Source organism: Saccharothrix tamanrassetensis (genome assembly GCF_014203665.1).
GTDB classification, from domain to species: Bacteria; Actinomycetota; Actinomycetes; order Mycobacteriales; family Pseudonocardiaceae; genus Actinosynnema; species Actinosynnema tamanrassetense.
This window is the reverse complement of record NZ_JACHJN010000001.1, coordinates 259,435-285,672: the sequence shown is the minus strand read 5'-3', so window position 1 is coordinate 285,672 and position 26,238 is coordinate 259,435. Positions and strand designations below refer to the sequence as shown.

Annotated in this window: 21 protein-coding genes; 12 read left to right on the top strand and 9 right to left on the bottom strand. The window is 73.0% G+C overall.

All coding sequences use genetic code 11. From position 1 onward, the window contains the following. Window positions 1-89 precede the first annotated feature (89 nt). Window positions 90-332, top strand: coding sequence for a phosphopantetheine-binding protein (locus FHS29_RS01250; RefSeq protein WP_184687410.1), 243 nt, complete (start codon window positions 90-92; stop codon window positions 330-332). On the opposite strand, the gene FHS29_RS01245 is transcribed toward FHS29_RS01250, so the two are convergent. The 4 genes from FHS29_RS01245 to FHS29_RS01230 are packed head-to-tail and all read right to left on the bottom strand — an operon-like array spanning window position 278 to window position 4,750. Further along, a complete protein-coding gene (locus FHS29_RS01245; RefSeq protein ID WP_184687408.1) occupies window positions 278-1,723 on the bottom strand; it encodes an SDR family NAD(P)-dependent oxidoreductase in 1,446 nt (481 codons plus the stop codon). The genes FHS29_RS01250 and FHS29_RS01245 overlap by 55 nt on opposite strands. Continuing rightward, complete coding sequence (locus FHS29_RS01240; RefSeq protein WP_184687407.1) at window positions 1,720-1,941, bottom strand: acyl carrier protein; 222 nt, start codon at window positions 1,939-1,941, stop codon at window positions 1,720-1,722. The genes FHS29_RS01245 and FHS29_RS01240 overlap by 4 nt, the downstream gene beginning before the upstream one ends. Then, a complete protein-coding gene (locus FHS29_RS01235) occupies window positions 1,938-3,767 on the bottom strand; it encodes an HAD-IIIC family phosphatase (RefSeq protein ID WP_184687405.1) in 1,830 nt (609 codons plus the stop codon). Before FHS29_RS01235 ends, FHS29_RS01240 begins: the two co-directional genes overlap by 4 nt. After that, on the bottom strand, window positions 3,764-4,750 hold the full coding sequence (locus FHS29_RS01230; protein ID WP_184687404.1) for a hypothetical protein: 987 nt from the start codon (window positions 4,748-4,750) through the stop codon (window positions 3,764-3,766). Before FHS29_RS01230 ends, FHS29_RS01235 begins: the two co-directional genes overlap by 4 nt. A gap of 312 nt (window positions 4,751-5,062) precedes the next feature. Here FHS29_RS01230 and FHS29_RS01225 point away from each other — a divergent pair, with 312 nt between their 5' ends. From FHS29_RS01225 to FHS29_RS01185, 9 genes are read left to right on the top strand one after another with little or no spacing between them, the layout of a single operon-like run. Further along, window positions 5,063-8,029, top strand: coding sequence for a non-ribosomal peptide synthetase (locus FHS29_RS01225; protein ID WP_184687402.1), 2,967 nt, complete (start codon window positions 5,063-5,065; stop codon window positions 8,027-8,029). Next, entirely contained in the window at window positions 8,026-9,231 is a 1,206-nt protein-coding gene (locus tag FHS29_RS01220) for a condensation domain-containing protein (protein ID WP_184687400.1), read from the top strand. Before FHS29_RS01225 ends, FHS29_RS01220 begins: the two co-directional genes overlap by 4 nt. Next, window positions 9,228-9,944 (top strand): thioesterase II family protein, encoded by a 717-nt coding sequence (locus FHS29_RS01215; RefSeq protein WP_184687399.1) that lies wholly within the window; start codon window positions 9,228-9,230, stop codon window positions 9,942-9,944. The genes FHS29_RS01220 and FHS29_RS01215 overlap by 4 nt, the downstream gene beginning before the upstream one ends. Continuing rightward, entirely contained in the window at window positions 9,941-13,132 is a 3,192-nt protein-coding gene (locus FHS29_RS01210) for a non-ribosomal peptide synthetase (protein WP_184687397.1), read from the top strand. The genes FHS29_RS01215 and FHS29_RS01210 overlap by 4 nt, the downstream gene beginning before the upstream one ends. Continuing rightward, window positions 13,129-14,055, top strand: a complete 927-nt coding sequence (locus FHS29_RS01205) for a PAS domain-containing protein (protein WP_184687396.1) — start codon at window positions 13,129-13,131, stop codon at window positions 14,053-14,055. Before FHS29_RS01210 ends, FHS29_RS01205 begins: the two co-directional genes overlap by 4 nt. Before the next feature lie 19 nt (window positions 14,056-14,074). Continuing rightward, window positions 14,075-14,728, top strand: coding sequence for a GAF domain-containing protein (locus FHS29_RS01200; RefSeq protein ID WP_184687394.1), 654 nt, complete (start codon window positions 14,075-14,077; stop codon window positions 14,726-14,728). Then, window positions 14,725-15,897, top strand: coding sequence for a cytochrome P450 (locus FHS29_RS01195; protein WP_184687393.1), 1,173 nt, complete (start codon window positions 14,725-14,727; stop codon window positions 15,895-15,897). The genes FHS29_RS01200 and FHS29_RS01195 overlap by 4 nt, the downstream gene beginning before the upstream one ends. Window positions 15,898-15,935: 38 nt before the next feature. Then, window positions 15,936-16,181 carry an acyl carrier protein gene (locus FHS29_RS01190; RefSeq protein ID WP_184687391.1) on the top strand — a complete coding sequence of 82 codons (246 nt, stop codon included), beginning with the start codon at window positions 15,936-15,938 and terminating at the stop codon, window positions 16,179-16,181. Between the two features lie 2 nt (window positions 16,182-16,183). Beyond that, window positions 16,184-17,044: a class-II aminoacyl-tRNA synthetase family protein gene (locus FHS29_RS01185; RefSeq protein WP_221455256.1), complete on the top strand. Its 861-nt coding sequence runs from the start codon at window positions 16,184-16,186 to the stop codon at window positions 17,042-17,044. 16 nt (window positions 17,045-17,060) lie between these two features. On the opposite strand, the gene FHS29_RS01180 is transcribed toward FHS29_RS01185, so the two are convergent. After that, complete coding sequence (locus tag FHS29_RS01180) at window positions 17,061-18,359, bottom strand: MFS transporter (RefSeq protein ID WP_184687388.1); 1,299 nt, start codon at window positions 18,357-18,359, stop codon at window positions 17,061-17,063. Between the two features lie 319 nt (window positions 18,360-18,678). On the opposite strand from FHS29_RS01180, the gene FHS29_RS01175 reads away from it, so the two are divergent. Continuing rightward, window positions 18,679-19,074 carry a RidA family protein gene (locus tag FHS29_RS01175; RefSeq protein WP_184687387.1) on the top strand — a complete coding sequence of 132 codons (396 nt, stop codon included), beginning with the start codon at window positions 18,679-18,681 and terminating at the stop codon, window positions 19,072-19,074. A gap of 110 nt (window positions 19,075-19,184) precedes the next feature. After that, window positions 19,185-19,475, top strand: coding sequence for a hypothetical protein (locus FHS29_RS01170; RefSeq protein ID WP_184687385.1), 291 nt, complete (start codon window positions 19,185-19,187; stop codon window positions 19,473-19,475). 76 nt (window positions 19,476-19,551) lie between these two features. Here the strand turns inward: FHS29_RS01170 and FHS29_RS01165 are convergent, their stop codons facing one another. Genes FHS29_RS01165 through FHS29_RS01150 form a run of 4 tightly spaced genes read right to left on the bottom strand, consistent with a single transcriptional unit; the run spans window position 19,552 to window position 26,172 of the window. Continuing rightward, window positions 19,552-20,655: a hypothetical protein gene (locus FHS29_RS01165; RefSeq protein WP_184687383.1), complete on the bottom strand. Its 1,104-nt coding sequence runs from the start codon at window positions 20,653-20,655 to the stop codon at window positions 19,552-19,554. Beyond that, entirely contained in the window at window positions 20,652-21,863 is a 1,212-nt protein-coding gene (locus tag FHS29_RS01160; protein ID WP_184687382.1) for a proton-conducting transporter transmembrane domain-containing protein, read from the bottom strand. Before FHS29_RS01160 ends, FHS29_RS01165 begins: the two co-directional genes overlap by 4 nt. After that, window positions 21,860-24,556, bottom strand: coding sequence for a YbcC family protein (locus FHS29_RS01155; protein ID WP_184687380.1), 2,697 nt, complete (start codon window positions 24,554-24,556; stop codon window positions 21,860-21,862). The genes FHS29_RS01160 and FHS29_RS01155 overlap by 4 nt, the downstream gene beginning before the upstream one ends. Beyond that, window positions 24,553-26,172, bottom strand: coding sequence for a SulP family inorganic anion transporter (locus FHS29_RS01150; RefSeq protein WP_184687377.1), 1,620 nt, complete (start codon window positions 26,170-26,172; stop codon window positions 24,553-24,555). The genes FHS29_RS01155 and FHS29_RS01150 overlap by 4 nt, the downstream gene beginning before the upstream one ends. Between the last annotated feature and the right edge of the window lie 66 nt (window positions 26,173-26,238).

The window sequence follows — 26,238 nt, the reverse complement described above, 5'->3', positions numbered from 1 at the left end:
CGATCCCGCGCGATGACCGCCGAAAGGAGCACGGGGCCGCTCTCGTCGGGATATAGCATCGAATCCGGTGGCAGACGAGGGGGAATGTCATGGATGTCGACGGGCTGCGTGAGCTCTGGCAAGAGGTGTTGGGCGCGGAGGCGCGATTCGACGCGAGTTTCCTCGCCAATGGCGGGGACTCCTTCAAGGCGACCGTGTTCGCCGTCCAGGTGTTCGAGAACCATGCCCGTGAAGTGGACTACCTGGACGTGCTGGAGGCCGCCGATTTCCCGGCCGTTCAGCGGATCGTGGCCTCCTCGGGGAACGACCAGCAGGTCGTCGCCCAGTCCTGATCGAGCATCCGGCGGACCACCCGGGCGGCGACCTCTTCGGGGGTTCGGGCGTCCAGGTGGCCGACCGGGGTGTTGGTCAGCTCGGTGCGCATCGCGGGCAGGCGCAGCACCACCGCGTCCACGTCCGGTCGGTTGTGCTCCAGCCAGGCCGCGAGCCCCTCGATGGCCGCTTTCGCCGCGACGTAGTGCGGCCACTGCGCGGGCGGTGCGGCCAGGGCCTCGGTCGAGACGAAGGCGACCCAGCCCCGGGTCAAAGCGGGCAGCGCACAGCCCAGCGGCACCATGGCGGCGGCGATGGCCAGGTCCGTGTGCCGCCTCGCTTCCGTCGCCGCGTCGGGTGACAGCGTGATCGGGTGCAGCGGGGGCGTGGCGTTGAGGACCACGCCGGTGAGGTCGCCGGCGGCCGTCAGCACGTTCCTCATCGCCGCCGGGTCGGTGGCGTCGGCCTGGTGCAGCCACAGCCGGGACGAGTGCGGTCCGGAGTGCAGGGCCAGTTGGACGGCGGCTCGTGGTGATGCCGCGTAGGTGCCGTGCACGGTCGCGCCCTGGCTGAGCAGCGCGAGGGTCAGGGCGGCGCCGAAGCCGCGGCTGCACCCGACCACGAGGACCGTGTGGCCGCTCAGACCGGAACCCGGTCGCAGGTGTCGGGCGACGCGGTCGAGCGTCGGTTGCGGCGCACGACGGCCGGCGAACGAGCACAGCCGGAGTTCGGCCAACGGCGAGCCGCCGGCGGTGAGGATCGCCGAGGACGTGGTGAGGCCGCTTCGCGGGTCGTGGTCTTCGACGTGCAGTCGGTAGCCGAGGGCGTGTCGCGGGGGAGAGGGCGCGTGGACCCGCAGGTCGATCTCGGCGAGCACGCCGTCGCGTCCGGGCAGCAACATGCCGCTGGCGTAACCGGCGAAGGCCAGCGCCAGGTCCGCCGTACCGACCGGACGGCCGGCGACGGCGGCCAGGTCGTCCCACCGCGGTTCGTAGCTGCCGGTGAGGACGACGCCGGGCGTGATCTCCCTGTGCATACGGGGTGTCGTGCGCGTGGTCGGGTCGTGGAGGAGCGCGGTTGGTCCGGTCGACGGTGGGGGACGCAGCCGGCCGAGGCGAGGTGTGGCCTTGAGCGCCGCCTGTCCTCGGCCGCTCAGCGACACCCGGCCCTCGCCGCGGTCGATCCGGTACGGCTCGTCGGTGAAAACCGCTTCCCGGAAGAGGAAACGGGCCCCATTGACGTCGCCCAACCGGGGCAGGACGGTGATCGCGGCCAACGCGCCGTGCACGACGGTCCGACCGAACGGCGTCGAGCGGGCGAACGCGGGGTCCACGTGCAGGGGGTTGTGGTCGCCGGAGGCCGACGCGAACGCGGCCACGTCCGCGTCGGTGAACCGGACGGTGCCGGTCATGCGGACTCGATCAGCTTGGCCAGTTCCGCGACCGTGATCCGGTCCGCGGTCAGCACCCAGTCCGGGAGGCGCACCGCGAACTCGGTCTCCAACGCGTGCACGATCCGCACGTGGGCCAACGAGTTCCAGTCCTCGACCGTGTGCCGCCCGTCCGTGTCGGCGAGTTCGCGGTCCAGGTCCAGCAGGTCCACGAGGATCTCCCGGAGTCGTGCGGTCATGGCTGCTCCCGGATGTGAGGGCTGTCGATCGGCGGCGCCCCGGTGAGGTCGAGGCACCAGTCGTCCCCGTCGCGGCGGAACCCGAGCCGGTCGTAGAGGTCGGCCACCAGCGCGTTGCGCGGGCCGGGCACGTAGTGGCCGCGCAGCCGGCGGATCCCGCGCTCGGCGGCGTGCCGGGACAGGGCGGCCAGCAGGTGGTGCTCGGCGGTGCGGCCGATCACCCGGCAGCTCAGCACGAGGGTGTCCACCGGCAGTTCGCCGTCGGCGGCGGGGCCCGCCAGGCAGAGCCCGACGATGCCGTGGTCGGCGAACCGGTCGGCCAGGGCGAGGGTCAGGCAGATCCAGTCCGGGTCGCGGCCGAGCGCGTCGATCTCGGCGGGGGAGCGGCGGCGCAGCGTGAGGTTGAACTGGTTGGTCCGGCGGCTCAACTGGGCGGCCCGCTGCACGGTCCGCTCGGACACCGGCCGCACCCGCGCGGTCATCTCCAGCGACCGCCAGAACTCCGGCAGCGACGCCGCTTCGGCCCGCAGGACCTCGGCCCGGTCGCGGGCGGCGTAGGACGCGGCGCGGGTGGCGTCCTCGTCGGTCCGGTACACCGGTTCGAGCAGCACCGACGACGCGACCAGCCGGGGGAAGTCGGCGACCGGACCGGTCAGCGGCACGGTGCCGACGCCGGGCAGCCGCTGACCGACCTCCAGGCACTCCGCCGGGTTGTCGTCCAGCAGCACCACGTCCTCCGGCGAGATGCCCAGGGCCTCCACGATGTCCCGCACCTGCTCGGACTTCGGCCGCCAGTCGGCGACGAACGCCGAGAAGTCCTCCAGCCGCAACCGCATGTGCGGGTTGCGCTCGAACGGCTCCCGCGCGGTCGCCTCGTCGTTCTTGGAACTCACCGCCAGCAGCACGCCCGCCTCCCGCACGCCCGCGAGGAAGTCCTGGAACGCCCGGAACGCCTCCCCCCGCACGCCCGGCCCGACCTCCACCCCGTCCCAGCCCACGTCGCCGACCACCCCGCCCCACACCGAACCGTCCAGGTCCAGCACGAGGCACTTGCAGCCCAGGCCCGCGTCGGCGGCGAGCACCGCGCCGGTGCCGCGGGCGGTCGCGGCCAGGCCGTCGTAGCTCGCCGGTTGCCTGGTGGCGTACCAGATCCGGTGGTCGGACCAGGTGCTCTTGCCGATGTCGGCGGCGATCCGGTCGACGTCCACGACGAGCACGTGCCGCCGCGTCGCGGCGTCGGCCAGCCGGCGGTTGATCTCGCGGACCACGTTCGACCGCGACCGGGGCGTGCCGAGGGCGAGGTTGCCGAGCACCGCGCTGTCGGGCACCACGAACAGGTGCTGGACCGGCCGGGCACCCGACTCCAGCACCCTGCGCCAAGCGCCCGTCCACCGCGCCACGACCTCGTCCACGACCGCCTCGGGCCGGTCCACCAGCTCCGGCAGCGACAGGTCGTGCGTGCTGGGCGCGAGCAGGACGTGGGTCGGGGCGAACGCCACGAGTTCGTCCGCCGACCCCAGGAGTTGTTGTTCCACCTGGCCGAACGGCGGGAGGTGCACGTCCAGGCGCAGACCGTGGACCGCGCACGCGACCGCCAGCAGCTCGCCGAGTTCGGCGGTCTCGTACGTGCTGAGCACGGCGAGCCTGGCCTCGCGGCGGTAGGCGGGGGTCCAGCCGTGGCGGGCGGCGGTGGCGAGCAGCCGGGCGGCCCGGTTGAACCACCGGTAGTCGCCGTCGAGCCGCAGCGCGGGACGCAGGGACGCCCAGGCGTCGTCGAACCTGCCCTCCGCGACCAGCGTGCGGACGTGCGAGACCAGGTCCGTCACGTCGACCCGCCGAGCTGCGGTGCGGCCGACTGCTCCAGTTCGGCCAGGTCGTCCAACAGGTCCGACAGCGCGGGCGCCCCCGCGCCGCCGCTCATGGCCGCGTACATGGCCCTTGGCGCGACCTGTGCCCACCGCCGGTCGAGCTCACGGCCGTAGCGCTGGGTCCAGTCGTGCGACCCGGGGCCGAGTTCGGCCGCCCGGCGCACGGCGCACGCGCGATGGCGCGCGACGCTCCACAGGTCGTCCACCTGCCGGTAGGCGTCCGGCTCGGTGGCGTGCTCGCGGAAGTGCCGGGCCAGCACGCGCAGCGCGTCCGGTCCCCGGATGCCCTGCGGCGCAGGGCCTACCGGTCCGTCGCCGATTTCGGCCCACCGGTAGCGGTGCACGGGAGGGCCTGCGTCGTCGCCGAGCGCGAACCGTTCGCGCAGCGCGAACACCGGGTCGCCGACGGGAACGGAGAGCAGCAGGCCGGGAAGGTCGCCGATCGGCACGACGGTCCGCGTCGGACGTTGTTCGCCGTGGGCGGTGCGCATCGCCAACGCGTCCAACACCTCTACGCCCTCCGGGTGGGCGACCACGGTGAACCAGTGCGGCGCCGACTCCCGCGCGTGCTGCCAGGGCAGCCACCGGGCGTCCCCCGCGATCACGACCGGCTCGGCGCGGCGAAGTGCGGCGGTGATCCGGTCGAGCGCCTCGTCGGCGGAGTCCGTGCCGGCGCGGGCCAACCGCACGCGCCCGGCGAACCCGGGAGCGAAGTGCGCGAACCCGAACAGGCCGGCGGGTTCCCCGGTCAGTGCGAGGGTGAGCCGCAGGTCGATCGTGTCGCGCCAGTCGGGCCGCGACAGCGCCGAGGACGCCGCGACGGCGGCGCTGTAGCAGGTGAACGCGTCGCGGTACGCGGCCAGCGCCGCCCAGGCCCGGTCCGCGCCGGACCGCCGATGGCCGCGGGCCGTTTCCGGTGAATTCGGAAAACTGACGGACACGATTTCCCCCCGGACGCCCCGATCAATTGTCGGAGCCGTGTATTCCACAGGTACCACGGAGCCCGTCGGCTGTCCAGGAGTCGGTGCGGGCGGAGTCGCCCCGATTCGCCCGGTGGGAACGAGCTTGACAAGGTTTTCGCGCCGTCGCTACGTTCCAAGCGGGTCGGCTAGCTCCGTCAGCAGGCCGAACGGGGTGCGGAGCGTTGCGACCGGTGGACAGTGGGGGCTCGACAAATTCCACCCGAGGTTGACTCGCGGGTATTCCGAGAAGTTTTCAGCGGTGTTTTCGGCAGGTCGACCACGGGGGCGTGCGTGTCTTTCGTCGGGCAATTGTCGCCGGGCCAGGTGGGCATTTACCTGGCCGAAATGGCGGGTGCCGACCCGTCCGGGTACGCGGTGTCCGCGGTGTACCGGGTGACCGGTCCGCGGGACGACGCACGGCTCGCCGACCAGGTCGCCGCGCTGGTCCGGTGGCACCCGGTGCTCGGGTCGCGGGTGGTCACCGAGCGGGGACGGTTCCTCCTCGCCCCGGCCGATCGGCCGGTGCGCCTGGAGGTCCGCGACGCCGGTCCGCCGAACCGCGACCCGCACGACGTCGTCGCCGGGCCGTACGACCTCGCGCGCGGACCGCTGGCCCGGCTGGTGCTGCTGCGGTACTCCGCGGAGTCCGCCGACCTGGTCATCGGCGCGCACCACCTGGTGGTGGACGAGGCTTCCGTCGAGCACATCGCCCGGTGGCTGCTGGTCGACGGCGTGCCGCCCCGGCCCGGGACCTTCGGCGAGTGGTCCGCCGACCGGAACGAACGCGCCGCGCGGGACCAGGCAGGGCTGGCCGAACTGCACGCGGAGCTGCGCGAGGCCACGACCACGCTCGACCTCGCGTGGGGCCTGCCCGACCACCAGGACGGGGCCGGGCGGGTCGAGTTCGCCCTGGACGCCGGGACGTGGGCCGACGTGCGGTCGGTCGCCGAGGCGGCGGGCGCGAGCTGGTACTCGGCGTGCCTGGCGGCGGTGGGGCTGGTGCTGTCCCGGAACTGCGCCGTACGCACACCCGTGGTGGGCGCGACGGTCAACGGCCGTTCGCCCCGGCACACCGCGTCGATCGGCTACTTCGGCAACACCGTGCTGATCCCGGTCGACGCGGGGGAGGACCTCACGGTGGGCCGATACCTGCGGCGCACCCACGAGTCCGGACTGCGCGCCTACCGGCGTTCGCACTTCCCGCTGCCCCTGGTGGTGGGCGAGCACGGTGGCGGCGGGCCGCAGGTGGTCGTCGTGCCGCGAGCGGAGCTGCCGACGTTGGACGACGGCACCACCCGGTGCGAACCGGTGCCCGCGCCCGGTCCGGGCGCCGCGCCGTTCCCGTTGACCTGCTACGTCAAGGACCGCGCGGACGGCTCGATGCACGGCGTGCTGGTCTTCCGCCGATCCGTGTTCGGCCCGGACGCGGTGGGCCGGTTCGCCGGGCAGGTTCGCACCGTGCTCACCGGGTTCGCGCGCGACGCCGAGCGCCCGTTGGCCGACGTGCCCACGCTGACCGGTCCGGAACGGGACGCGGTGCTCGCATTGGGCCGTGGTGCGCCGGTGGGTCCGGTGAAGGACACGGTCGTCTCGCTGTTCGCCTTGTGGGCGAACCGCTTCCGGAACAAGACGGCGGTGAGCGAGGCGAGCGGCGACCTCACCTACCGCGAGCTGGACGAGTGGTCGACCCGTCTCGCGGGTGCGCTGGCCGAGGCGGGCGTGGCCCGCGGTGACCGGGTGGGCGTGTGCCTGGACCGCACGGCCGGCCTGGTCGTGGCGCTGCTGGCGGTGCTGAAGGCCGGCGGGGCTTACGTGCCGCTCGAACCCGACTACCCCGCCGAACGGCTGGCGTTCACGGTCGCCGACGCCGGGGTGCGGGTGGTGGTCACCGACGGCACGGCCGTGCTGCCGGACGTGACCATGGTCGACGTCACGGCGCAACCCCTTGCTCCGCGACAACCCGTGCGGGCCTCACCGGAGGACCCGGCCTACGTGATCCACACGTCCGGTTCGACCGGCGACCCGAAGGGCGTGGTGGTCACCCACGGCAACGTGGTCGCCCTGATCCGCGCGACCAACAGGGAGTTCGGGTTCGGCGGCTCGGACGTGTGGAGCTGGTCGCACTCGTTCGCCTTCGACTTCTCCGTCTGGGAGGTCTGGGGCTGCCTGCTGACCGGCGGCCGGCTGGTGGTCGTGCCGCGGTACGCCACCCGCGACCCGGCCGAGTTCCACGGCCTGCTGGTGCGCCACCGGGTGACCGTGCTCAGCCAGACGCCGTCCGCGCTGGCCATGCTGCTGCCCTCGTCACCGCTCGCCGACCTCGCGGTCCGGCTGCTGGTCTGCGGCGGTGAACCGCTCGACACCACGGCACTGCGGCCGTGGTTCGACCGGCGACCGCTCCCCGGCCGGGTGGTGAACATGTACGGGATCACCGAGACCACCGTCCACTGCACCCTGCGCGACGTCACCGCCGCCGACACCGCCCGGCCCGAACCGTCGGTGGGACGACCGCTGGACGGCTGGGAGGTGCACGTGCGGGACGCCGCCGGGCACCCGGTCCCGGTCGGCGTGGCGGGTGAGCTCCACGTCGCCGGCGCGGGTGTCGCGGCGGGCTACCTGAACCGGCCGGAGCTGACCGCGCGGCGGTTCCCCGGCGGCACCTCGTACCGCAGCGGCGACCTCGGGCGCTACCGGCCGGACGGCGAGCTGGAGTTCCTCGGCCGGCTGGACGACCAGGTGAAGATCCGCGGCCACCGGGTCGAGCCCGGCGAGATCCGGGCGGTGCTGGCCGGGCACCGGCAGGTGTCGGCGGCGGCGGTGGTCGCCTCCGGGAACCCGCCCCGGCTGGACGCCTACGCGGTGACCGGAGCGGACGTGGCGGAGCTCAGGGCGTACCTGGAGCGCAGGCTGCCCGCCCACCTGCTCCCGTCGACCGTCACCGTGATCCGTGAACTCCCGTTGACCCCCAACGGGAAGCTCGACGTGCACGCGCTCACGCCCGCGGCCGACCCGCCGGCACCCGACGAGGAACCGTTCACCGGCGTCGGGCTCACGGTGGCGGAGGTCTGGCGGCAGGTGCTCGGGCGGGACGTGCGCCGCACGGACAACTTCTTCGAGATCGGCGGCAACTCGCTGCTGGCCGTGCGCGTCCTCGCCGCGCTGCACCAGGCCGGGCACCCCGCCGTGGCGCTCCGGGACGTCTTCCGGCACTCCACGTTGTCCGACCTGGTGAAGACGATCGAGGAGGGCGCCTCGTGACACCGCGGCCCGCTTCGACGTGCGAGCGCAGGTTCTGGTTCGCCGAACAGCTCGGCGCGGGAACCAGGTCCGTGCTGCTGCACGTCGAGATCGACGGCCTGGTCGACGAGGCCGCGCTCGGCGAGGCGCTGCGCGCGGTCTGCCTCCGGCACGAGGCGTTGCGCACCGGGTTCGTGCTGCACGGCGCGTCGCTGGTGCGCCGGGTGCACGCGGAGCCGGACGGCCCGAAGCTGGTGCGGCTGCCACCGGAACTCGACCTCGCCGACGTGCCGGGGGCGCTGACCGCCGTGCCGTTCGACCTGGCCGAGGGCGGGCTGGTCCGGGCGGGCCTGCGGGGCGGTGACCTGTTCGTCGTGGTGCACCACATCGTGTTCGACGGGCTGTCCGGCCAGGTGTTCACCGCCGACCTCGCCGAGGCGTACCGGCAGGCGCTCGACTCGGGCCGGGCCGACCTCGGTGTGCTGCCCCGCCGCCCGGAGCCGGTGATCGCCGCGTCCCGGCGGGCCGTGCTCGAACGGCATTGGCGCGACCGGCTGGCCGACGTGCCGGAGCTGCCCGACTTCGGCGCACCGACGAGTCTGCGCGAGCTGACCCGCGGTCCGGTGGTCGAGCACGCGTGGCACTGCCCGGTCGCGGAGACGGACCGGTTGCGCGCGCACGCCATGAGTGCGGGCATGTCGGTGTTCGCGGTGGCGCTGTGGGCGTACGCGTCCGCGCTGGGCGACGTCGGCGGCGCCGAAGACCTCTGCGTGGGCACGGTGTTCGCGGACCGACCGCCCGGCACCGAGCGCGAGATCGGCTGTCTGATCAACATGCTGCCGATCCGGCTGACCGGGGCGGGCCGTGCCGGTGGGCTCCGGCGAACCTGGCAGTCCACCGTGGACGCGCTGACGCACAGCGAGCTGCCGATCGAGGACATCGTCGCGGCCTGCGCGCCCGGGACTCGACGGCGGATGCCGTTGTACCAGGCCACGCTGCTCTACCAGAGCTGGCCGCGCACCCGTCACGACGCCGGTCCGGCCCGGTTGCGCTCACGGCCGGTCAGCCCGCGCGGCGGCTACGCCGAGGTGCTGCTGGAGGTCCGGGACGGCGAGCAGTGGCAGGGTGTGTTCCAGGCGCCCGAACGCGGTGGCTGGGCCGGGCGGCTCGACGCGCTCGCCGGCGCGTTCGCCGAACGGCTCTCCGGACTGGGCCGGCCATGACGCGGACGAAGCTGATGTGCCTGCCGCACGCGGGCGCCGGCGCGGGCCTGTACCGGCCTTGGCAGGACTACGAGTCCGACGTGCTCCGCGTGGTGCCGGTCCAGTTGCCGGGCCGCGAGGAGCTGTTCACCGAGCCGCCCTACGGCTCCATGTCGGAGGCTGCGGCACGGTGCGCCGAACGGGTGCTGAACCTGGTCTGCGGATCGCCGTTCGCCTTGTACGGTCACAGTTTCGGGGCCGTGCTGGCGTTCGAGGTCGCACGGGAACTGGTCGCGGCGAACGCTCCGTGGCCGACCCGGCTCGTGGTCGGCGGCGCGGCGGACCCGGCCACGACCCGGCCCTCCTACCCGGCGACCCTGGACGACGACGACCTGGTCGCCTGGGTTCGCCGTGGCACGGGTGCCGAGTCGGACCTGTGGTCGGTCCCGGAACTGCGTGGACTGCTGTTGCCCACGCTCCGCGCGGACGTCGCGCTCCTGTCGGGCTACCAGGCGGATCTCGTCCCGCTGCCCTTCCCGATCACCGCGCTGCGTGGCGTGGACGACGACGCGGTGCCCGCCGAGGCGTGCCTGCGGTGGCAGGCGTGGACCTCGTCGTCGTTCGAGCTGATCGAGCTGCCGGGCGGGCACCTGTACTTCACCGAAGACTGGCCCCGGCTGTGGCGGACCCTCGAGTCCGCGGTGCGCCGACCGGAAAGGAACGTGCGGCGATGAGCGACCAGCGGGAATGCCGGGGAGCGCGGTTCTTCGACGCGGTCCGCGCGGTGCACGCGCGGCAGCGCGGACTCCCGCCGCTGCGCGCCCTCCCGGACACCGGCGACCGGCCGTTGTCCTTCTCCGAGAACAGGTTGTGGCTGCTCGGCCGGCTCGACCCGGACGCGGGGGCGTACCACATGCCGGTCGTCCTGCGGCTGGACGGCGATCTCGACGTCACCGCGCTGGAGGTCGCGCTGAACTCGTTGGTGCAGCGGCACGACGTGCTGCGGACGACGTTCCCCGTGGTCGACTCGGAGCCGGTGGCGCGGGTGACGCCGTTCCGGCCGACACCGCTGCGGGTGGAGCAGGTGGCCGACCTGGCGGGGCGCGCGGCCGAGATCGTCGCCGAACCGATGGACCTGGCGGAGGGTCCGCTGTTCCGCGCACGGCTGCTGCGGGCAGGCCCCGACCGGCACGCGCTCGTGCTGTGCCTGCACCACGTCGTCAGCGACGGCTGGTCGCTCGGCATCCTGGCCGGCGAGCTCGCCGAGAGCTACCGGGGCGGGACACCGGCCGCACCGGCCGTCCGGTACGCGGACTTCGCCCGCTGGGAACGGGAAGCGCTGACCGGCGAGTCGCTCGACGGGCTGGTCCGGCACTGGCGGGAACGGTTGGCGGGGCTGCCTCCGGTGAGCGCGCCGCCCTCGGACCTGGCACGGCCCGCACGGCGCGGCCACCGCGGCGGTCGGACCAGGTTCACGTTGACCGGCGCCCGGGCGGCACGGCTCGACGAGTTCGTGCGGCGGGAGGACGTCTCGCCGTTCGTGTTCTTCCTGGCGGGCCTCTTCGCGCTGCTGCACCGGTACAGCGAGCAGGACGACCTGGCGGTCGGCACGGTGGTGGCCAACCGCAACCGGGCCGAGTTGGAAAAGGTCGTCGGCTGCTTCATCAACACGTTGGTGCTGCGGGTGGACCTCTCCGGCGATCCCTCGTTCCGCGACCTGCTCACGCGGGTGCACGCGAGCTACGTGGACGCGTTCGCGCACCAGGACCTGCCGTTCGACCAGCTGGTGGCACGGCTGGCGCCGAACCGCGATCCCGTGCGCGACCCGGTGGTCCAGGTGATGCTGACCTACCAGAACGCCAACCCGGTGCCGTGGCGGCTGGACGGGCTCGACGTCGGCCCGTTGCGGGTGGAACGCGAGACGGCGAGGTTCGACCTGGCGCTGTCCGTGCGGGAGGCGGACGGCTACCGCTGCGCGTTGGAGTACAGCAAGGACCTGTTCACCGACGACGGCGCCGGGTGGTTCGCCGACAACCTGGACAGCCTCATCGGCGCGGCACTGGACGCGCCGGACGAGCCGTTGTCGCGGCTGGTGCTCACCGACGACGTCCCGTCGTCCGCCGCGGGCCGTCCGCTGGCGGTACCGGACCGTCTACTGCACGAGCTGTTCGCCGAGCAGGCCACCCGGACGCCGGACGCACCCGCCCTCGTGGCGGATGTGGTGCTGTCCTACCGCGAGGTGGACGAGCGTTCGAACCGGTTGGCGAACCTGCTGCGGGAGAACGGGATCAAGGGCGGCGTTCTGGTCGCCGTGCACCAGCGGAGGTCCGTGGAGTCGGTGGTCAGCGTGCTCGCCGTGCTGAAGGCGGGCGGGGCGTACCTGCCGCTCGACCCGGCCTACCCGGCGGCACACCTCGCGTGGCCATTGGAGAACGCACCCGTCCGGTTGGTGCTGACCACCACGGACGACCGGGACGGCCTGCCACGACACGACCTGCCGACGATCGCGGTGGACGCGGCCGGACTCGAACGTCGACCCGCGACCCCGCCGCCACCGGCGGACGCGCCCGACGGACTGGCCTACGTGCTCTACACGTCGGGCTCCACCGGCAGGCCCAAGGGCGTGCGCGGCGTGCATTCGGCCACCGTCAACCGCCTGGCGTGGATGTGGGACGAACGGCCCTTCGAGGCGGGCGAGGTGTGCGTCCACAAGACGGCGCTCGGGTTCGTGGACTCGCAGTGGGAGATGTTCGGAGGGCTGCTCCGAGGCGTGCCCACGGTGGTGCTGTCCGACGACGTGGTGCGTGACGGCGCAGCGCTCGTCCGCAGCCTCGCCGGGCACCAGGTCAGTCGGATCACCCTGGTGCCGTCGCTGCTGCACGCGCTGCTGGACGCGTTCCCCGACCTCGGCGACCGGCTGCCCCGGCTCCGGCACTGGATCACCAGCGGCGAGGCGGTGCCGGTGGAGCTGGTGCGGCGGTTCCACCGCCAGGTGCCCGGTGCCGCGCTGTGGAACCTGTACGGGTCCACCGAAGTCGCGGCGGACTGCACCTGGTTCGACACCGCCGACCTGGGCGACGCGGCCACCGTGCCGATCGGGCGGCCGATCGCGAACACCTCGGTGTACGTGCTGGATCCGTCGCTGCGCCCCGTTCCGGTGGGGATGCCGGGCCGGATCCACGTCGGCGGCGCCGCCCTGGCGGACGGCTACCTCGACCCGGACGACCGGTTCCGGCCGAACCCGTTCGCCCCCGGCCGGCTGTACGAGACCGGCGACCGGGGCCGCCGCCGGCACGACGGCACCATCGAGTTCCTGGGCCGGGACGGCGGAACCGTGAAGGTCCGCGGGTTCCGGGTCGGCCCGGCCGAGGTGGAGCACGCCGTGCTGACCCACCCGGACGTGGCCCGGGCGGCGGTCGTCGCGGTCGACGCGCCGGGCGGCACCCGACTGGTGTGCGCGGTCGTGCCCGCGCCGTCGGCAGCGCCGACACCGGGGGAGCTGCTGGACTTCCTGGGACGACTGCTGCCCGCCCACCAGGTGCCCTCGGCGATCCGGGTCGTCGCGGAACTCCCGTCGACCCCGAGCGGCAAGCTCGACCGCCGGGCGCTGGCCGAGGCCGGCCGGGAGGCGCCGCCGGTCCCGGCCGGCCGGCCGGAAACCGCCGTGCAGCGCGCGATCGCCGCGATCTGGGGCGAGCTGCTGGCCACCGACCAGGTCGGCCCGGCCGACGACTTCTTCGCGCTGGGCGGGCACTCGCTGCTCGCCATGCGGGTGCTGGGCCGGGTGCGCGAGTCGCTCGGCGTCGAGATCCCGTTCCAGCGCTTCTTCGACCTCCGCACGGTCCGCGCGCTCGCCGAGGCGGTCGAGCACGCGCCGCAGGCCACGAACACCGACCCGACCGACCACGAGGGGACATTGTGAGCTCAGCAACCGAGCAGACGACCGAGGACCTGGCCAGGCTCCAGCAGTTGGAGGACTTCTTCGTCAACGCACCGCTGGGACTGCACATCACCGGCGAGGACGGCACCATCCGGTCCGCGAACATCGCGGTGCTCCAGATCGTGGGCCTGCTGGACCGACCGGAGGCGTTCGTCGGCAGGACGTTCGCGGAGTTCTTCGACGACGCCGCACTGGCCCGGTCGGTGCTGGAGCGGGTGGCGGCCGGCGAGCGGCTGAACAACGTCGAAGCGGCCCTGCGCACCGCCGACGGCTCGACGTGCGACGTGCTGATCGACGTGTCCGGCCGGTTCGTCGACGGCCGGCTGGCCGCGACCCGGTGGTTCGTGCGCCGCCGGCTGGTCTCGCAGCTGCCCAGCGTCAACCCGCACCTGGCGGTGCACGGCGAGCCGGGGACCAACGAGGACGCCTCGATCTGGGGCGCGCAACTGGTCAACCACGACGCGGACGACGTGCTCGCCGGCCTCACCCCGGAGGAGAAGCCGGCCCGCCTGGACGAGCTGGAGGACTTCTTCGAGGGCGCGCCCGCCGGGGTGCACTTCGTCGGGTTCAACGGGCTGATCCTGCGCGCCAACCAGGCCGAGCTCGAACTGCTGGGCTACCAGGAGAGCCGGGACGACTACGTCGGGCACCACGTCCGCAAGATCCACTCGAACAAGGCGATCGTGGAGGACCTGCTGCGCAGGCTGGTCGAGGGCGAACCGGTGATCAACTTCCGGGCGCGGCTGCTGCGCAAGGACGGCGGCGTGGAGCCGGTGGTCATCTACTCCGGGCTGCGGCTCAAGGACGGCCGGTTCGAGAACACCCGCTGCTTCCTGTTCGCCGACCACGACCCGGACGCCGAACTCACCGTGCCGAGCGGTTTCGGCTGGCCACGCAACGACTGAGCGGGAAGCGAGCGCGGACATGGCGAACAACAGCACGGCAGGCACACCAGGCACGGCGGGCACGTCCACCACAACCAGCACGTCGAGCACCCAGGAGACCTGGGGCGTCGCGATCCGCTACATCGTCGGACGCAAGTCCGCCGAGGAGGCACTCGGGTTCCTCGCGCACTGCGGGGCCGCGCTGACCCGCACCCCGGACCTCGGAGCCGCCCTGCGGGACGTGACGCGGGCCTCGGTGGCGTTTCTGGCCGACATCGGCCGGATCTCCCTGGTGGAGGGGGAAGAGCTGGTCGAGTCCACCCGCGAGCACGTGGCCGGCCTCGATCCGGCGGTGGTCGACTCGCAGCTCGACTTCCTGGACGACGGTGCGGCGGGACGCGGCGACCGGACGCCCGATGTCCTGGCCGCGCGCCGGACCGCGGTGTACGCCCCATCCGGCTCGGTCGCGGCGGCGTCACTGGCCGAAGCGGAGGAGCGCGGGGTGCTCTCGGCGTTGCTGGTCCCGCTCGTGGTGCGCGGCCAGGTGTTCGGGGTGCTGACCCTGGTGCGGGCCGGGGTGCGGAAGAAGGCGGAGTTCGGCGCCGCCGACGTGGCCCTCGCGGAGGAACTGGCCCGTCAGATCGGCACGACCGTGGAAGTCTCGCGGCTGCGCCAGGCACTGGCCGGGCGATGAGCGCCCCGCACGCCGTCGACTTCACCCGGGACGAGTTCCTGCTCGACCCGTGGCCGGTCTACGCGCACCTGCGTGCCACCGAGCCCGTCCACTTCTCCGAGCCCAGCGGCTGCTACGTGGTGGCCGCCCACGCCGACGTGCGCGACGGGCTGGCCCGCGCCGACCTCGCGGCGGACTTCCCGCTGCGGGCCAGCAGGCTGATGTTCGGCCGGAACATGCTCGACACCGACGGGGAGGCGCACCGCACGTTGCGGCGGCTGGTCAACCCGTTCTTCGGCGCGTCGGCGGTGGCCGACCACCTGCGGGAGGTGATCAAGCCGGTGGTGGACTCGGTGGTCGACGCCCTGCCGGAGGACGAGGAGGTCGACCTCGTCTCGCGGGTCGCGGTCGCCGTGCCGTACGGGGTGGTGTGCCGGCTGATGGGCATCCCGCCGGACGACGCGCCGTGGCTCTACGAGCAGATGCGGCCGATCGTCCGGGTGCTCGACTACCCGAAGGGGGACGTCGAACCGGCGCACAAGGCCAGGCAGGTGGTGGAGGACTACTTCCGGGCGCTGCTGGCCGACCGCGACCGGCTGCCCGCCGGCTCGATCATCGACCGGCTCCGGGATCCCGACACCACCCGCTCCGCGGGCATCGGGGAGCCGGAACTGCTCGGCTCCATCATGCTGATGCTGGTGGCGGGCACCGAGACCAGCGTCTCGGCGATCTCGAACATCGTGCACTGCCTGCTGGGCTCCCCGGACGTGCTGGCGCGGGTCTGGCGCGATCCGGACGCCACCACGCCCGCCATCCAGGAGAGCCTGCGCTGGGAGCCGCCGCTGCACTCCGTGCTGCGGTTCGCCGCGACGGACCTGGTGGTCGCCGGCACGTCGATCGGCAGGCGGAGCCCGGTGCTGCTGTCCATCGCCAGCGCCAACCGGGACGAGCGGGTGTTCACCGCACCCGAGCGGTTCCGGCTCGGGCGCGGTGAGCGCGGGGCGTTGACCTTCGGGGTCGGCCAGCACGCGTGTCCGGGGATGTTCCTGGCCGAGCGCGAGTTCCAGACGCTGCTGGGCGCGCTGCGGGAGCGGTTCGCGGAGCCCGAGGTGGTCGGTCCGCTGCCCCGGATCAGCGGCCACATCTTCCGCCGGGCGCCGCGCCTCCCGGTGCGGCTGCGTCGCCGGTGACCCGGAATTCCCTGTCGGTGGACCACTTCGCTGAGGAGATGACGACGATGAACGACGGCGGTCTCGACGAACTGCGCAAGTGGGTGCTCGACAAGCACCCGGAGCTGGAGGACATCGACCTCGACCTGGACATCATCGACAGCAGGATCGTCAGCTCGCTGGAGTTCATCTCCCTCCTGCTGTTCGTGGAGGAGCTGAGGGGCGAGCCGCTGCTGTCCGACGACGTGCAGCTGGAGTCCTTCCGGACCCTCCGCATGATCAACGACAACTTCCTGGTGCGGTGACCGTGCCCACGCAACGGGAGGGCCTGGTGCCGGTCGCCGGCGCGACCGGCGGCCTGGCGACGATCGGCCCGGACGCGATCCGGCTGGTGGAGCTGCTGGACGCGTGCTTCCTGGACTGGGCGGGGGACTTCGGGGCCGACGAGGTGTCCTACCCTCCGCTGCTGCGGGTCGCCGACCTCAAGCGGATCGACTACTTCGACAACTTTCCCCAGCTGGGCATGATGGTGGCCGGGCTGCGTCCCGACGGGCTCGCCGACATGGCCGGGCACACCGCGGACCGCGACACGGTGAGCGCCGAACGGCTCGCCGACAGCGGGTACGTCCTGCCGTCCGCGGCCTGCTACAACGTCTACTTCGGCCTCTCGGGGTCCACAGTGGACGGTACGGTCACGGTCACCACCCGTGGTCGGTGCTTCCGGCAGGAGACCGAGTACGTCGGACTGGACCGGCTGCTCGGCTTCACCATGCGGGAGATCATCCGGATCGGCGGACCCGACGAGGTGGGCGAGTTCGTCGAGCAGGCCCGGCAGCGGCTGACCGCGTTCGCCGAGGCACTCGACCTGGGCGCGGCGCTGCGCAACGCGACCGACCCGTTCTTCGACTCGGACGGGCCGAGGGCGGCGATGCAGCGGCTGATCCCGGTCAAGCAGGAGCTCGCCAGTGCGCGGGGGGTGGCGATCGCGTCGGTGAACTTCCACCGCAACTTCTTCGCCGAACGGTGCGACATCACCCTGCCGGACAGCGGGTTCGCCTACTCGGCGTGCGTGGGGATGGGGCTGGAGCGCTGGATCTCGGCCCTGACCGAGCGCTACGGCGACGTGCCGTCGGCCGTGCGGGCGGTGGAGGAGCACCGGGCGGGGTGAACCCGACCGGCGGTTCCTACTCGTGCGGGGCGGGCTCGGCGGCCCGGGGCGACGGGTCCTCCTCGGTGTTGACCGCCTTGCGGAGTTCGGGCAGCAGCCAGGCGCACAGCACGACGCCGACGATGCACAGCAGGCCGCCGGACAGGGCGGCCAGCGCCGGGGACGCCAGGCCGGCCACCGCGCCGGCCCTGGCGTCGCCGAGCCGGGGAGCCGCGTTCGTCTGGGCCAGCCACAGCCCGCTGACCCGGCCGCGCAGCCGGTCCGGGACCGAGCGCTGCACCAGCGTGCTGCGGCACATCTCGGACACCACGTCGGCGGCCCCGGCGACGGCGAGCACGACCAGGGCGACCGGGAACGACGTGACCAGACCGAACACGGCGATCGCGGCACCCCAGGCGGCGACCGCGTACAGGGTGAGGTGGCCCAGCTTGCGCACCCGACCGACCCAGCCGCTGGCCAGTGCCGCGACCAGGGCACCGGCGGCGGGTGCGGCGTACAACAGGCCGACGCTCTCCGGCCCGGCGGCGAACACGGCCATGCCGAATGCCGGGAACAGCGCCCGGGGCATGCCGAACACCATCGCGTTCAGGTCGATCAGCATCACACCGCGCAGAATGGGCTGGTCCTTGGTGAATTTGAGACCGCGCAGCAGTGATCGGCCGATACCGGCCAGTCCCGCGCCGTGGTCTTCGGCCTCGGCCCGTTCGGGCGGTGCGGGTTTCGTCAGCAGCAACAGCACCGCGAACGCCCCGAACGTGGCCATGTCCAGCAGGTACACCCACGGCAGGCCGGTTCGCCCGATCAGCACACCGCCGATCGCGGGTCCGATGAACACACCGGCCTGGATCACGATGGCGTTGAGGGCCGCGGCGGCGGGGAGCAGCCGGGGACCGGCCGCCCGCGCGCTCGCGGCGGTGTACGCCGGCGCCGCCAGGCCACCGAGCAGCGCCCGCACGGCCACCAGGACGAACACCGCCGTCAACGGGGTGGTGGCACCCAGCGCCACGATCGCGAGCCCGCCCGAGGTCAACACCGAGGCGCACTGCAGGACCAGCAGCAGTCGGCGGCGGTCCATCCGATCGGCGACCACACCGCCCAGGAGCATGCCGAACACCTGCGGGACCAGTTCCACCACGCTGAGCAGTCCGACCATCCACGACGACCCGGTGGTCACGTAGACCTGGTAGGCGATGGCGACGGTGGCCATCTGACTGCCGAGGACGGAGATGAGGTAACCGGTGAAGATGAGCCGGTAGTCGGGTCGTTCCCGCAGTGGGCTGACGTCGACGACAAACCGGTTCAGGAATTTCGACACCAGCAGGTTCCCCCTGTCGGGCGCGACGAATCGAGTACACCGATCATCGCGGGTTCCGGGCGAATTCGTCAAATCGCACCGATCGCGCCTGATCGGTGTTCCGCGCTGCCCGGAGTCCATACCACGACCGGTTATCGGCTATTCATTTCCCCCGATGCCGAATGGTCGACCCGATTAGTCCGGCAGTTCGCGGAACCGAACCGGTTCCGCGCGGTCGTGGACGTGCGAGACGTCGTCCCGGCCCTGGTGGAACGTCCTGGAGCAGCCGTCCGGCACACGGTCCGTGGGTAGGGTTCAGCACGAGACGAAGGGAAGTGCCATGCCGCACGACATCATCAACCCCGAGGGTCTGCACGATCCGGTCGGCTTCGGGTACAGCCACGTCGCCGCGACTTCCGGCGACGTGGTGTTCATCGCCGGGCAGTACGCGTCGGGCCCGGACGGTCAGGTCGTGTCCGACGACTTCGCCGAGCAGGTCCGGCAGTCACTGGCCAATCTCGGCACCGCGCTGCGGGCGGTGGGACTGGACTTCGGTCACGTCGTCCGGCTCGGCAGCTACATCGTCGACCACGACCAGGACAAGTTGGAGGTCTGGTCGCGGGCGGTCGGGGAGGTCTGGGGCGCCGAGCCGCCCGCGCAGACCCTGCTCGGGGTGGCGACGCTCGCGTTGCCGGGCATGAAGTTCGAGGTGGACGCGGTCGCGGTCCGGCCCTGATCCCCGCGTCGGGGTCGGGGCCTGTCGCGCGACGGCGGGTACCTGCGGCGGCGGTCGGTGTGCCGGCCGGGGTGTACCGGGGAGGTTGCCGATGAGTTGGGGGTTGCCGGGTGAAAGTGGCGTTCGTCGTGGTGATGACGACGATGCTGGGGGCGTTGCTGTTCGTGTTGGGCGCGATCGTGGTGAAGGTCGTGCCGGGCATTCCCGGGGCCCTCTCGACGTTCGGGGCGGCCATCGCGCGCGGTGAGGTGGTGGCGCTGCTGGGGTTGGGGGGCATCGTGCTCGGTCTCGTCGTGCTGGTGGTGATGTGGCGGGGTGCCGCGCCCGGTGGCGTGCATCGGCGCGGGCACTGGGAGTACCGCGGCGAGGACAAGTACTGGGTCTCCGACGATCGCGACTGACGGATGACGACGGTTGCGGTGATCGCCCCGGTCGCGCCGGGCGTCGCGATCGTGGGTAGGGGCGCCCGGTCGACCGTCACCACCCGGTCAGGCCGGGGGCCAGGCCGCCGATCGCGAGCAGGGACAGGGTCACGGCGACGGCGTAGTGCTCCAGCGACGTGAGGTCGCGTTCGCCGTTTTCCCTCGGGTGACCGGCGAACAGGCCCAGGAAACCGCGCAGCACGGTGATCCCGTTGACCGCCACGGCCACCACGACGGCGGCCACCACGAACGGCGCGGGGTGGGTCAGCAGGCGGTGCACGTCCGCGAAGCCGGGCAGCAGCGGGAAACCGGCCGACGCCAAGCCGAAACCCAGGTAGGCGACGGCGAGCCGGGGTGTCCTGGCCAGGTCGCCCGCCGGGGTGGACAGCGACAGCGAGTCCCGCCGGGCCGACAGCGCGGCCACCGTCATCGCCAGACCGGTGGCCGCGACCACCGCGGCCGGACCGGTGCCGTCCACCAGCACCACGCCGCCCAGGCTGACCAACAGGAACGCCAACGCCCGCACCCCGTCCGCCTGCACCACCGCGAACACCGCCCCGACCACCGCGGTCACGGCACCCACCACCGCGGCGAGCGGCGTGTCCGGCACGACCAGGCCCGTGGGCAGCAGGAACGCCGCCACCACGCCCATCGGTGTGCGCGCGACGAACCGGGGGAACCAGCTGTGCACCGGCACGACCGCCGCGCGTACCGCGACCCCGAGCAGCACCAGCACGCCGGCCGCCGAGGGGAACACCGCGCCCGCAGCCACCAACAGCACGCTCGGCGCGTGGTACACGACGAACAACCGCACGTCCCGCGCCGCCGACAACGCGACGACCGCGGTCAACGCCCACAGCACGGCGTCCACCGCCGGCGAACGCACCACCGTGAACGCGCACGCAGCGGCGACCAGCACCAGCGCACGCGCCAGCACCTTCGGCGGGTGCGACGCGACCGGGCTCAGCGCCGCCACGAGCACCCCGGCCAGGCAGAAAGCCGTGCACACCAGCCCATCGGGAAACGCCGCCAACGACAGCACGAGCGCCGCCGACGCCCCGTACACCGCCTTCCGCCGAGCCGTCCGTGCGTCGACCTCCGCCCCGACCACCACCGCCGCGACCACCCACACCAGGACGACGGCCGCCGACACGATCACCGCGCCTCCGCGATTCGTCGCACCCAGCGCTCGTCGGCCGCGGCGAACCGGCGGACGAGTCGGGCGAACCCGCCGACCACCCGGTCCACCACGAGCGCGTCGAGGTACCCGCGCTCCAGGGCGAACCGGTACAGCCACAGCCGGACCGGGCGCGGCACCAGGCGTTCCCATAACGCCCCGGTGCGCGGCACGGGCCCGCCCAACGCCTGCTCCAGGTGGTGGTGATCGTGCAGCAGGCTGGGGGAGCGCAGGATCTGGGCGCTGCGCAGCGCCGCGTGCCCGAGCAGGTGCACCAACGCGAGCACGTGCCAACCCAGGCCGATCTCCACCAGCACCAGGCCGACCTGGGTGGTCGACGCGAACGCCAACGCCGCCTTCACGTCGGTCTGCGCGCGTCCCACCAGCGTCGCGTGCAGCGCGGTGACGCCGCCGACGACCGCGATCAGCACCGGCATCGCGGGCGCCTGCGACCAGGTGGGAGCGGTGCGCAGCAACAGGTACGGGCCGAGGCTCACCGAGATGGCGCCGTAGCAGATCGCGCTGGACGGGGTCGGCCCCTCCATCGCGCGCGGCAGCCAGCCACCGACCGGGAACTGCGCGGCCTTGCCCATCGAGCCCCACAGCAGCAGCAACCCGATCGCGAGCGGTGGGCCGCTGTGGTGCGCGACGACGGCCGCACCGACCAACCCGACGTCGCACACCCGGTAGGTGACGAACGCCCGCAGCCCGTGCGCGACCGGGCCGCGCCGGCGGTGGAAGAACGCGATGAGCAGTGCCGACGCCAGGCCGGTGAGTTCCCAGCCGACGACCAGCAGGTCCAGCGTCCCCGCCAGCACCACCACCTGCACGCCCGCCACGAACAGCGCCAACAGCAGGTGGAACCGCCGGTAGCCGGGGTCGCGGTGCAGGTAGCGCCGGGAGAACGCGCCGATCAGCGCGCCCAGCAGGGCCGCCAGGATCCCGGTCGGCAGCGACCACCCGTCGGCCACGAGCACGACCGGGAACCCGGCGAACCACGTGCCGAGCGCGACCTCCGCCCGCCCGGTCCACGCCGTCACGCCGAGCAGCACGGCCGACGTGGCGGCGGACAGCACGACCACCGCCGACACGGTCCGCTCGCCCGACGGCGGGCCCAGCCACGAAACCGTTCCCAGCAACAGGAACGCGGCGAGCGGAACCCCGGCCGCCCCGATCAGCACCCCGTTCACGCGACCGGCACCGGGACGTCGACCTCCGCCAGCACGTGCGCGCACCCGAGGTGGTCGCGCGAGCCCGCGTAGACCTCCACCGACCGCCCCACCACCGGGAACGCCGTGCGCTCCGGGGCGTGCGGCTGGAAAGTGCCGTCCTGGAACACGTGCATCGCGTCGGTTTCCGGATCCCACGCGACGAGTCGGATCCAGCCGCCGGACACCAGGCGGTCCAAAGCCGGGTTCGCCCGCACGATCCCGGAAAGCCGTTCCGGACCGACCTCCACCACCAGCAGCAACCGCACGGGTTCGTGGATCTCCACCATCTGCCAGGGAAGGCCGGTGCGCAGGTCGGACGCGTGCCCGTCCATCACGCCGATCAGCCCGGTGATGTTGTGCGGCAGCTTGGTGCCGCAGCCGTAGCCGGCCGGGTCGACGAAGCTGAAGTAGTACTCCAGGTTGATGCCCGCGCACACCGGACCGACCGCCGCGAGCAGCCCGGCGAGCAGTGTGTCGTCGGTGTCCGAGGACGGTTCGTACGAGGCCAGGAACGCCCGCCGGTCGAGGAACAGCCCGCGGGTCCGGGAACGCCGGCCGACGACGCACACCGCGTTGGTGGCGTGCCCGTACTCCGGTCGGGGCTGGCCGAGGTCGACGGCGTGGGTCTCGGCGTGCGGCAGCGCGTCGACGAGGGCGAGGTCGGGTGGCGCGGACTCGAACCGGCGGCACCGCTCGTGGGCGGCCAGGGCGCACGCCGTCCCCAACGCCTCCTTGGCCGCGCGCAACGGTTCCACGTGCCCGGCGGGCACCAGGTCCTCGTCGTAGTACGCCATCGAGTCGTCGGACGTGTTGTGGTAGCCGCCGACGAACCAGGTACCTCCGGGGATGACGATCCCGCGCTCGGCGAGTCCACTTCGGACAGCCGGGTCGTTGGCCATGGCGGCGAACGCCCGCGCGTTGGGACCACCCCGGCCGCCACCCGTCGCTCCGCAGTCGTGCGCGGACTCGTGCGGGTTGTTCAGGCTGGACGAACCGTGCCCGACGATCAGCACGACCGGCGCGAGGGCGCGGCTCAGACCGGTGGTGCGCAACGTGGTCGCGACGATGTCCACCATCTCGTCGACCGGGAACCCCATCACCAGCCGGGTGGCCGGGGGAGTGCCGTGCCGGTTCGACCAGCGGTGCGCGGCACGGGGGAACAGGCAGCGCCCGACCAGCGACGCCAACCCGGTCACGCCGAGTGCGACACTGGCGACCCCGCCGCGGGCGAGGGTGCGGCTGCCGACCGACACGGTGCGCGTCCACCGGGCCTTGATGCGGCGCGGTTCCCGGCCGGGCCGGATCGGCTGCTCCACGACGGCGTGCCGGGGCGTGACGACGACCGGGCACAGCGGGCGCGACCGGACGTCGTGCACTCCCCGGTAGTTCATGGCGACGCCGAAGAACCCCGCGAAGCCGAACGTCTCGACGGTCGGGCAGCACTCCTCCAGGTGCCGGCGCACCGACTCCTCCCGCTCGTCCAGGCAGAACACCGCCTGGAACGAGGGCGTGCCGGTGCGCGCGGACACCCGCTGGTGGGCGGCGAGGCCGTCGAGCACGTCGACCCGGTGCCGCCGCTCGTAGGCGAGGTGCAGCAGCCGGCGGCGCTCCACCTCGTCGCACCCGTCCACCACCGCCAGCCACGCCGCCGCCTGCGGGCGGCCGGTCAGCGGCACCTCCATCAGCCGGGCCAGCACGAACGCCTCGTAGACCAGTGCGAGTTCCGGTCGTGCCACGACGTCCGCCACGGGTTCGGCGGTCGCGAGCACGTGCCGGGTGGCGAACACGTCGAGCGTGAGCTGCACGGCCAGGTAGTCGGTCAGCCGGGCCGGGCGCGGCTCCACGGGGGCGCGGTCGGGGCGCAGCTCGAACTGGCGCACCATGCCCGCCCAGCCGCGCAAGGACAGCAGGGTCGCGGTGATCACGTCGGCCCGGTCCTGCTCGGGCACGCCGAGTTCGTCCAGCGCCCAGCGGATCGTGCGTTCGGCGTCTCGGCCGCGCTGTTCGCGCAGGCACGCCGCCAGTCCGCGCAGGAACGGGTCCGGCGGGCCGCCCGCCCGGCCGTAGAGGGCGCGGAACGCGGTCAGCAGGCCGTGCTCGCGCGCCGGCATCGACCAGTACGCGACACCCTGGTCCAGGAACGCGGCCGTGAGCCGGATCAGCAGCGGGTGCACCAGGTGGTCCGGGTCGACGCCGGTGGTGGCGAGGACCCGGTCCCGTGGCCGTCGGTGCGGTGCCGGGGCGACCGGTTCGGGTGCGACCGCGCGGAGCAGGTCCCAGCGCGGGTCGACGGCGTCCACCGCGTCGGTCTCGGCGAGCAGCCAGTGCAGCGCCGCTCCGTGCGGCACCTCGACGTGGTGGCGCAGGCGGGTTTCGTGGAACCTGCGCAGCGTCGGGCCGCCGGGCACCACGGGGTCTCCGTCGTCGACGACCTCGGCCGCCACCACCGCGTCCAGGTCGTCGGGGGTGATCCGGCCGGAGCGCAGGTGGGCGTGGAACGCGGCCTCGCTCTGGTACGGCTCGGTGCCGAACACCCCGGCCGCTTCGGTCACCGCGTCGGTGAACGGCAGGTGCTCGAACGCGTGCAAGGTGTTGTGGTGCACGAAGGCCTGGAGCGGGCCCTGTTCCGGCAGCAGTGCCGCGGCGCGCTCCACGAGTGCGGTGATGGTCATCGCGACCGCCGGCGGCGGGTGGCGTGCGGGTCGGCCGAGGCGGGCACGAGCGCGTCGAGACCTTCGACGGTGAGCTTCGCCGAAGGCAGCTCCCGCGCCAGTTCATCGAGCCTGACGAGGAAGGTGTGGTCGACCAGCGTCACGTCGCGCACGTCCACGACGACCTCGGTGATCTCCGGTCCGGCCCGGCTGATCAGCCTCCGCACCGGCAGCAGCGCCGGGAAGATCGCCGCGCCGGGGATCCGGATCCGCAGCACCGAGCCGTCCACGGTGGACTCCGGTCGGGGTGCGAAGGCGGGCAGCGGCACGCCGCGCGCCACGTGCAGCACCAGCTTGAGCACCAGCCCGGAGGCGACGCCGATCAGCAGGTCGGTGGCGAGGGTCACGACCAGGGTGGTGAGGAACAGCGCGAGCTGGTCCCACCCGATCCGGCTGATGTGCCGCAACTCCTTCGGCGAGGCCAGTCGGAAACCGGTGTAGACGAGCATCGCGCCGAGCGCGGCGAGCGGGATGGTCTGCACGACGCCGGGGATGAGCGCCACGAACAGCAGCAGGATCGCGCCGTGGCAGACGTTCGACCAGCGGCTCGACGCGCCCGCGTCCAGGTTCGCCTTGCTGCGCACGATCTCGGAGATCATCGGCAGGCCGCCGATCAGCGAGCAGACCAGGTTGCCGGTGCCGATCGCGAGCAGGTCGCGGTTGACGTTCGAGACCCGCTTGGCCGGGTCGAGGGAGTCGACCGCCAGCACGGTCAGCGTGGACTCGATGGTGCCGATCAGCGCGAACATCACGATGTACTGGATCGACGTGGCGCTGAACACCTGGGAGAAGTCCGGCAGGGTGATGGCGTCGAGCAGCGAGCCGGGCAGCCGGACGAGGTGCTCCGGCCCGAGGTGGTGCGTACCGAGGAACGAGTAGTCGTGCGGCCGGTCCAGGTGCAGCCACAGGCCGACCGGGATGGCCACCGCGAGCACGACCAGCGGTGCGGGCACCACCTTGCTCCAGCGGGCGCGCACCAGCGGCAGGCCGAACAGCAGGAGCAGCGAGAGCCCACCGATCAGCAGGATGAACGGGTTCGCGTGCAGCGCGCTGTGCGGTATCTCGGCGAGCAGCCCGAACGGGGTCTCCGAGGTCGGCTTCACGCCGAGCACCACGTGCGCCTGCTTGGCGATGATGATCACGCCGATGGCGGCCAACATGCCGTGCACGACGGAGGGCGACATCGCCACACCGACACCCGCCGCGCGGACCAGGCCGAACACGACCTGCACCAGCGCGGCGACCACACCGGCCGCCAGGGCGCGCCGGTAGCCGGCCGCGAGGTCGCCTTGGCCGAGGTCGTGCACCGCGCCGACGGCGATCACTATCAACCCGGCGGCCGGACCTTTGACGGTCAGCGGCGCACCGCCGAGCAGTCCGCCGAGGATGCCGCCGACAATGGCCGTGAGCACACCGGCGATGGGTGGGAAACCGCTGGCCACCGCGATGCCCAGGCACAGCGGCAGGGCGATGAGCGCGACCAGGAAACCGGATCTCAGGTCGGCTTTGGGCAGTGCGCGGGTCGCCGGGGCGGGCGGTCGACCGGAATGCCGGGTTCGAGGTGATTGGCCGGTCATCGGAGGGTCCTTTTCTGGGCGCGACAGGGACACCGCGCGGTCGCGTTTCATTTCGACGGCGGTGCG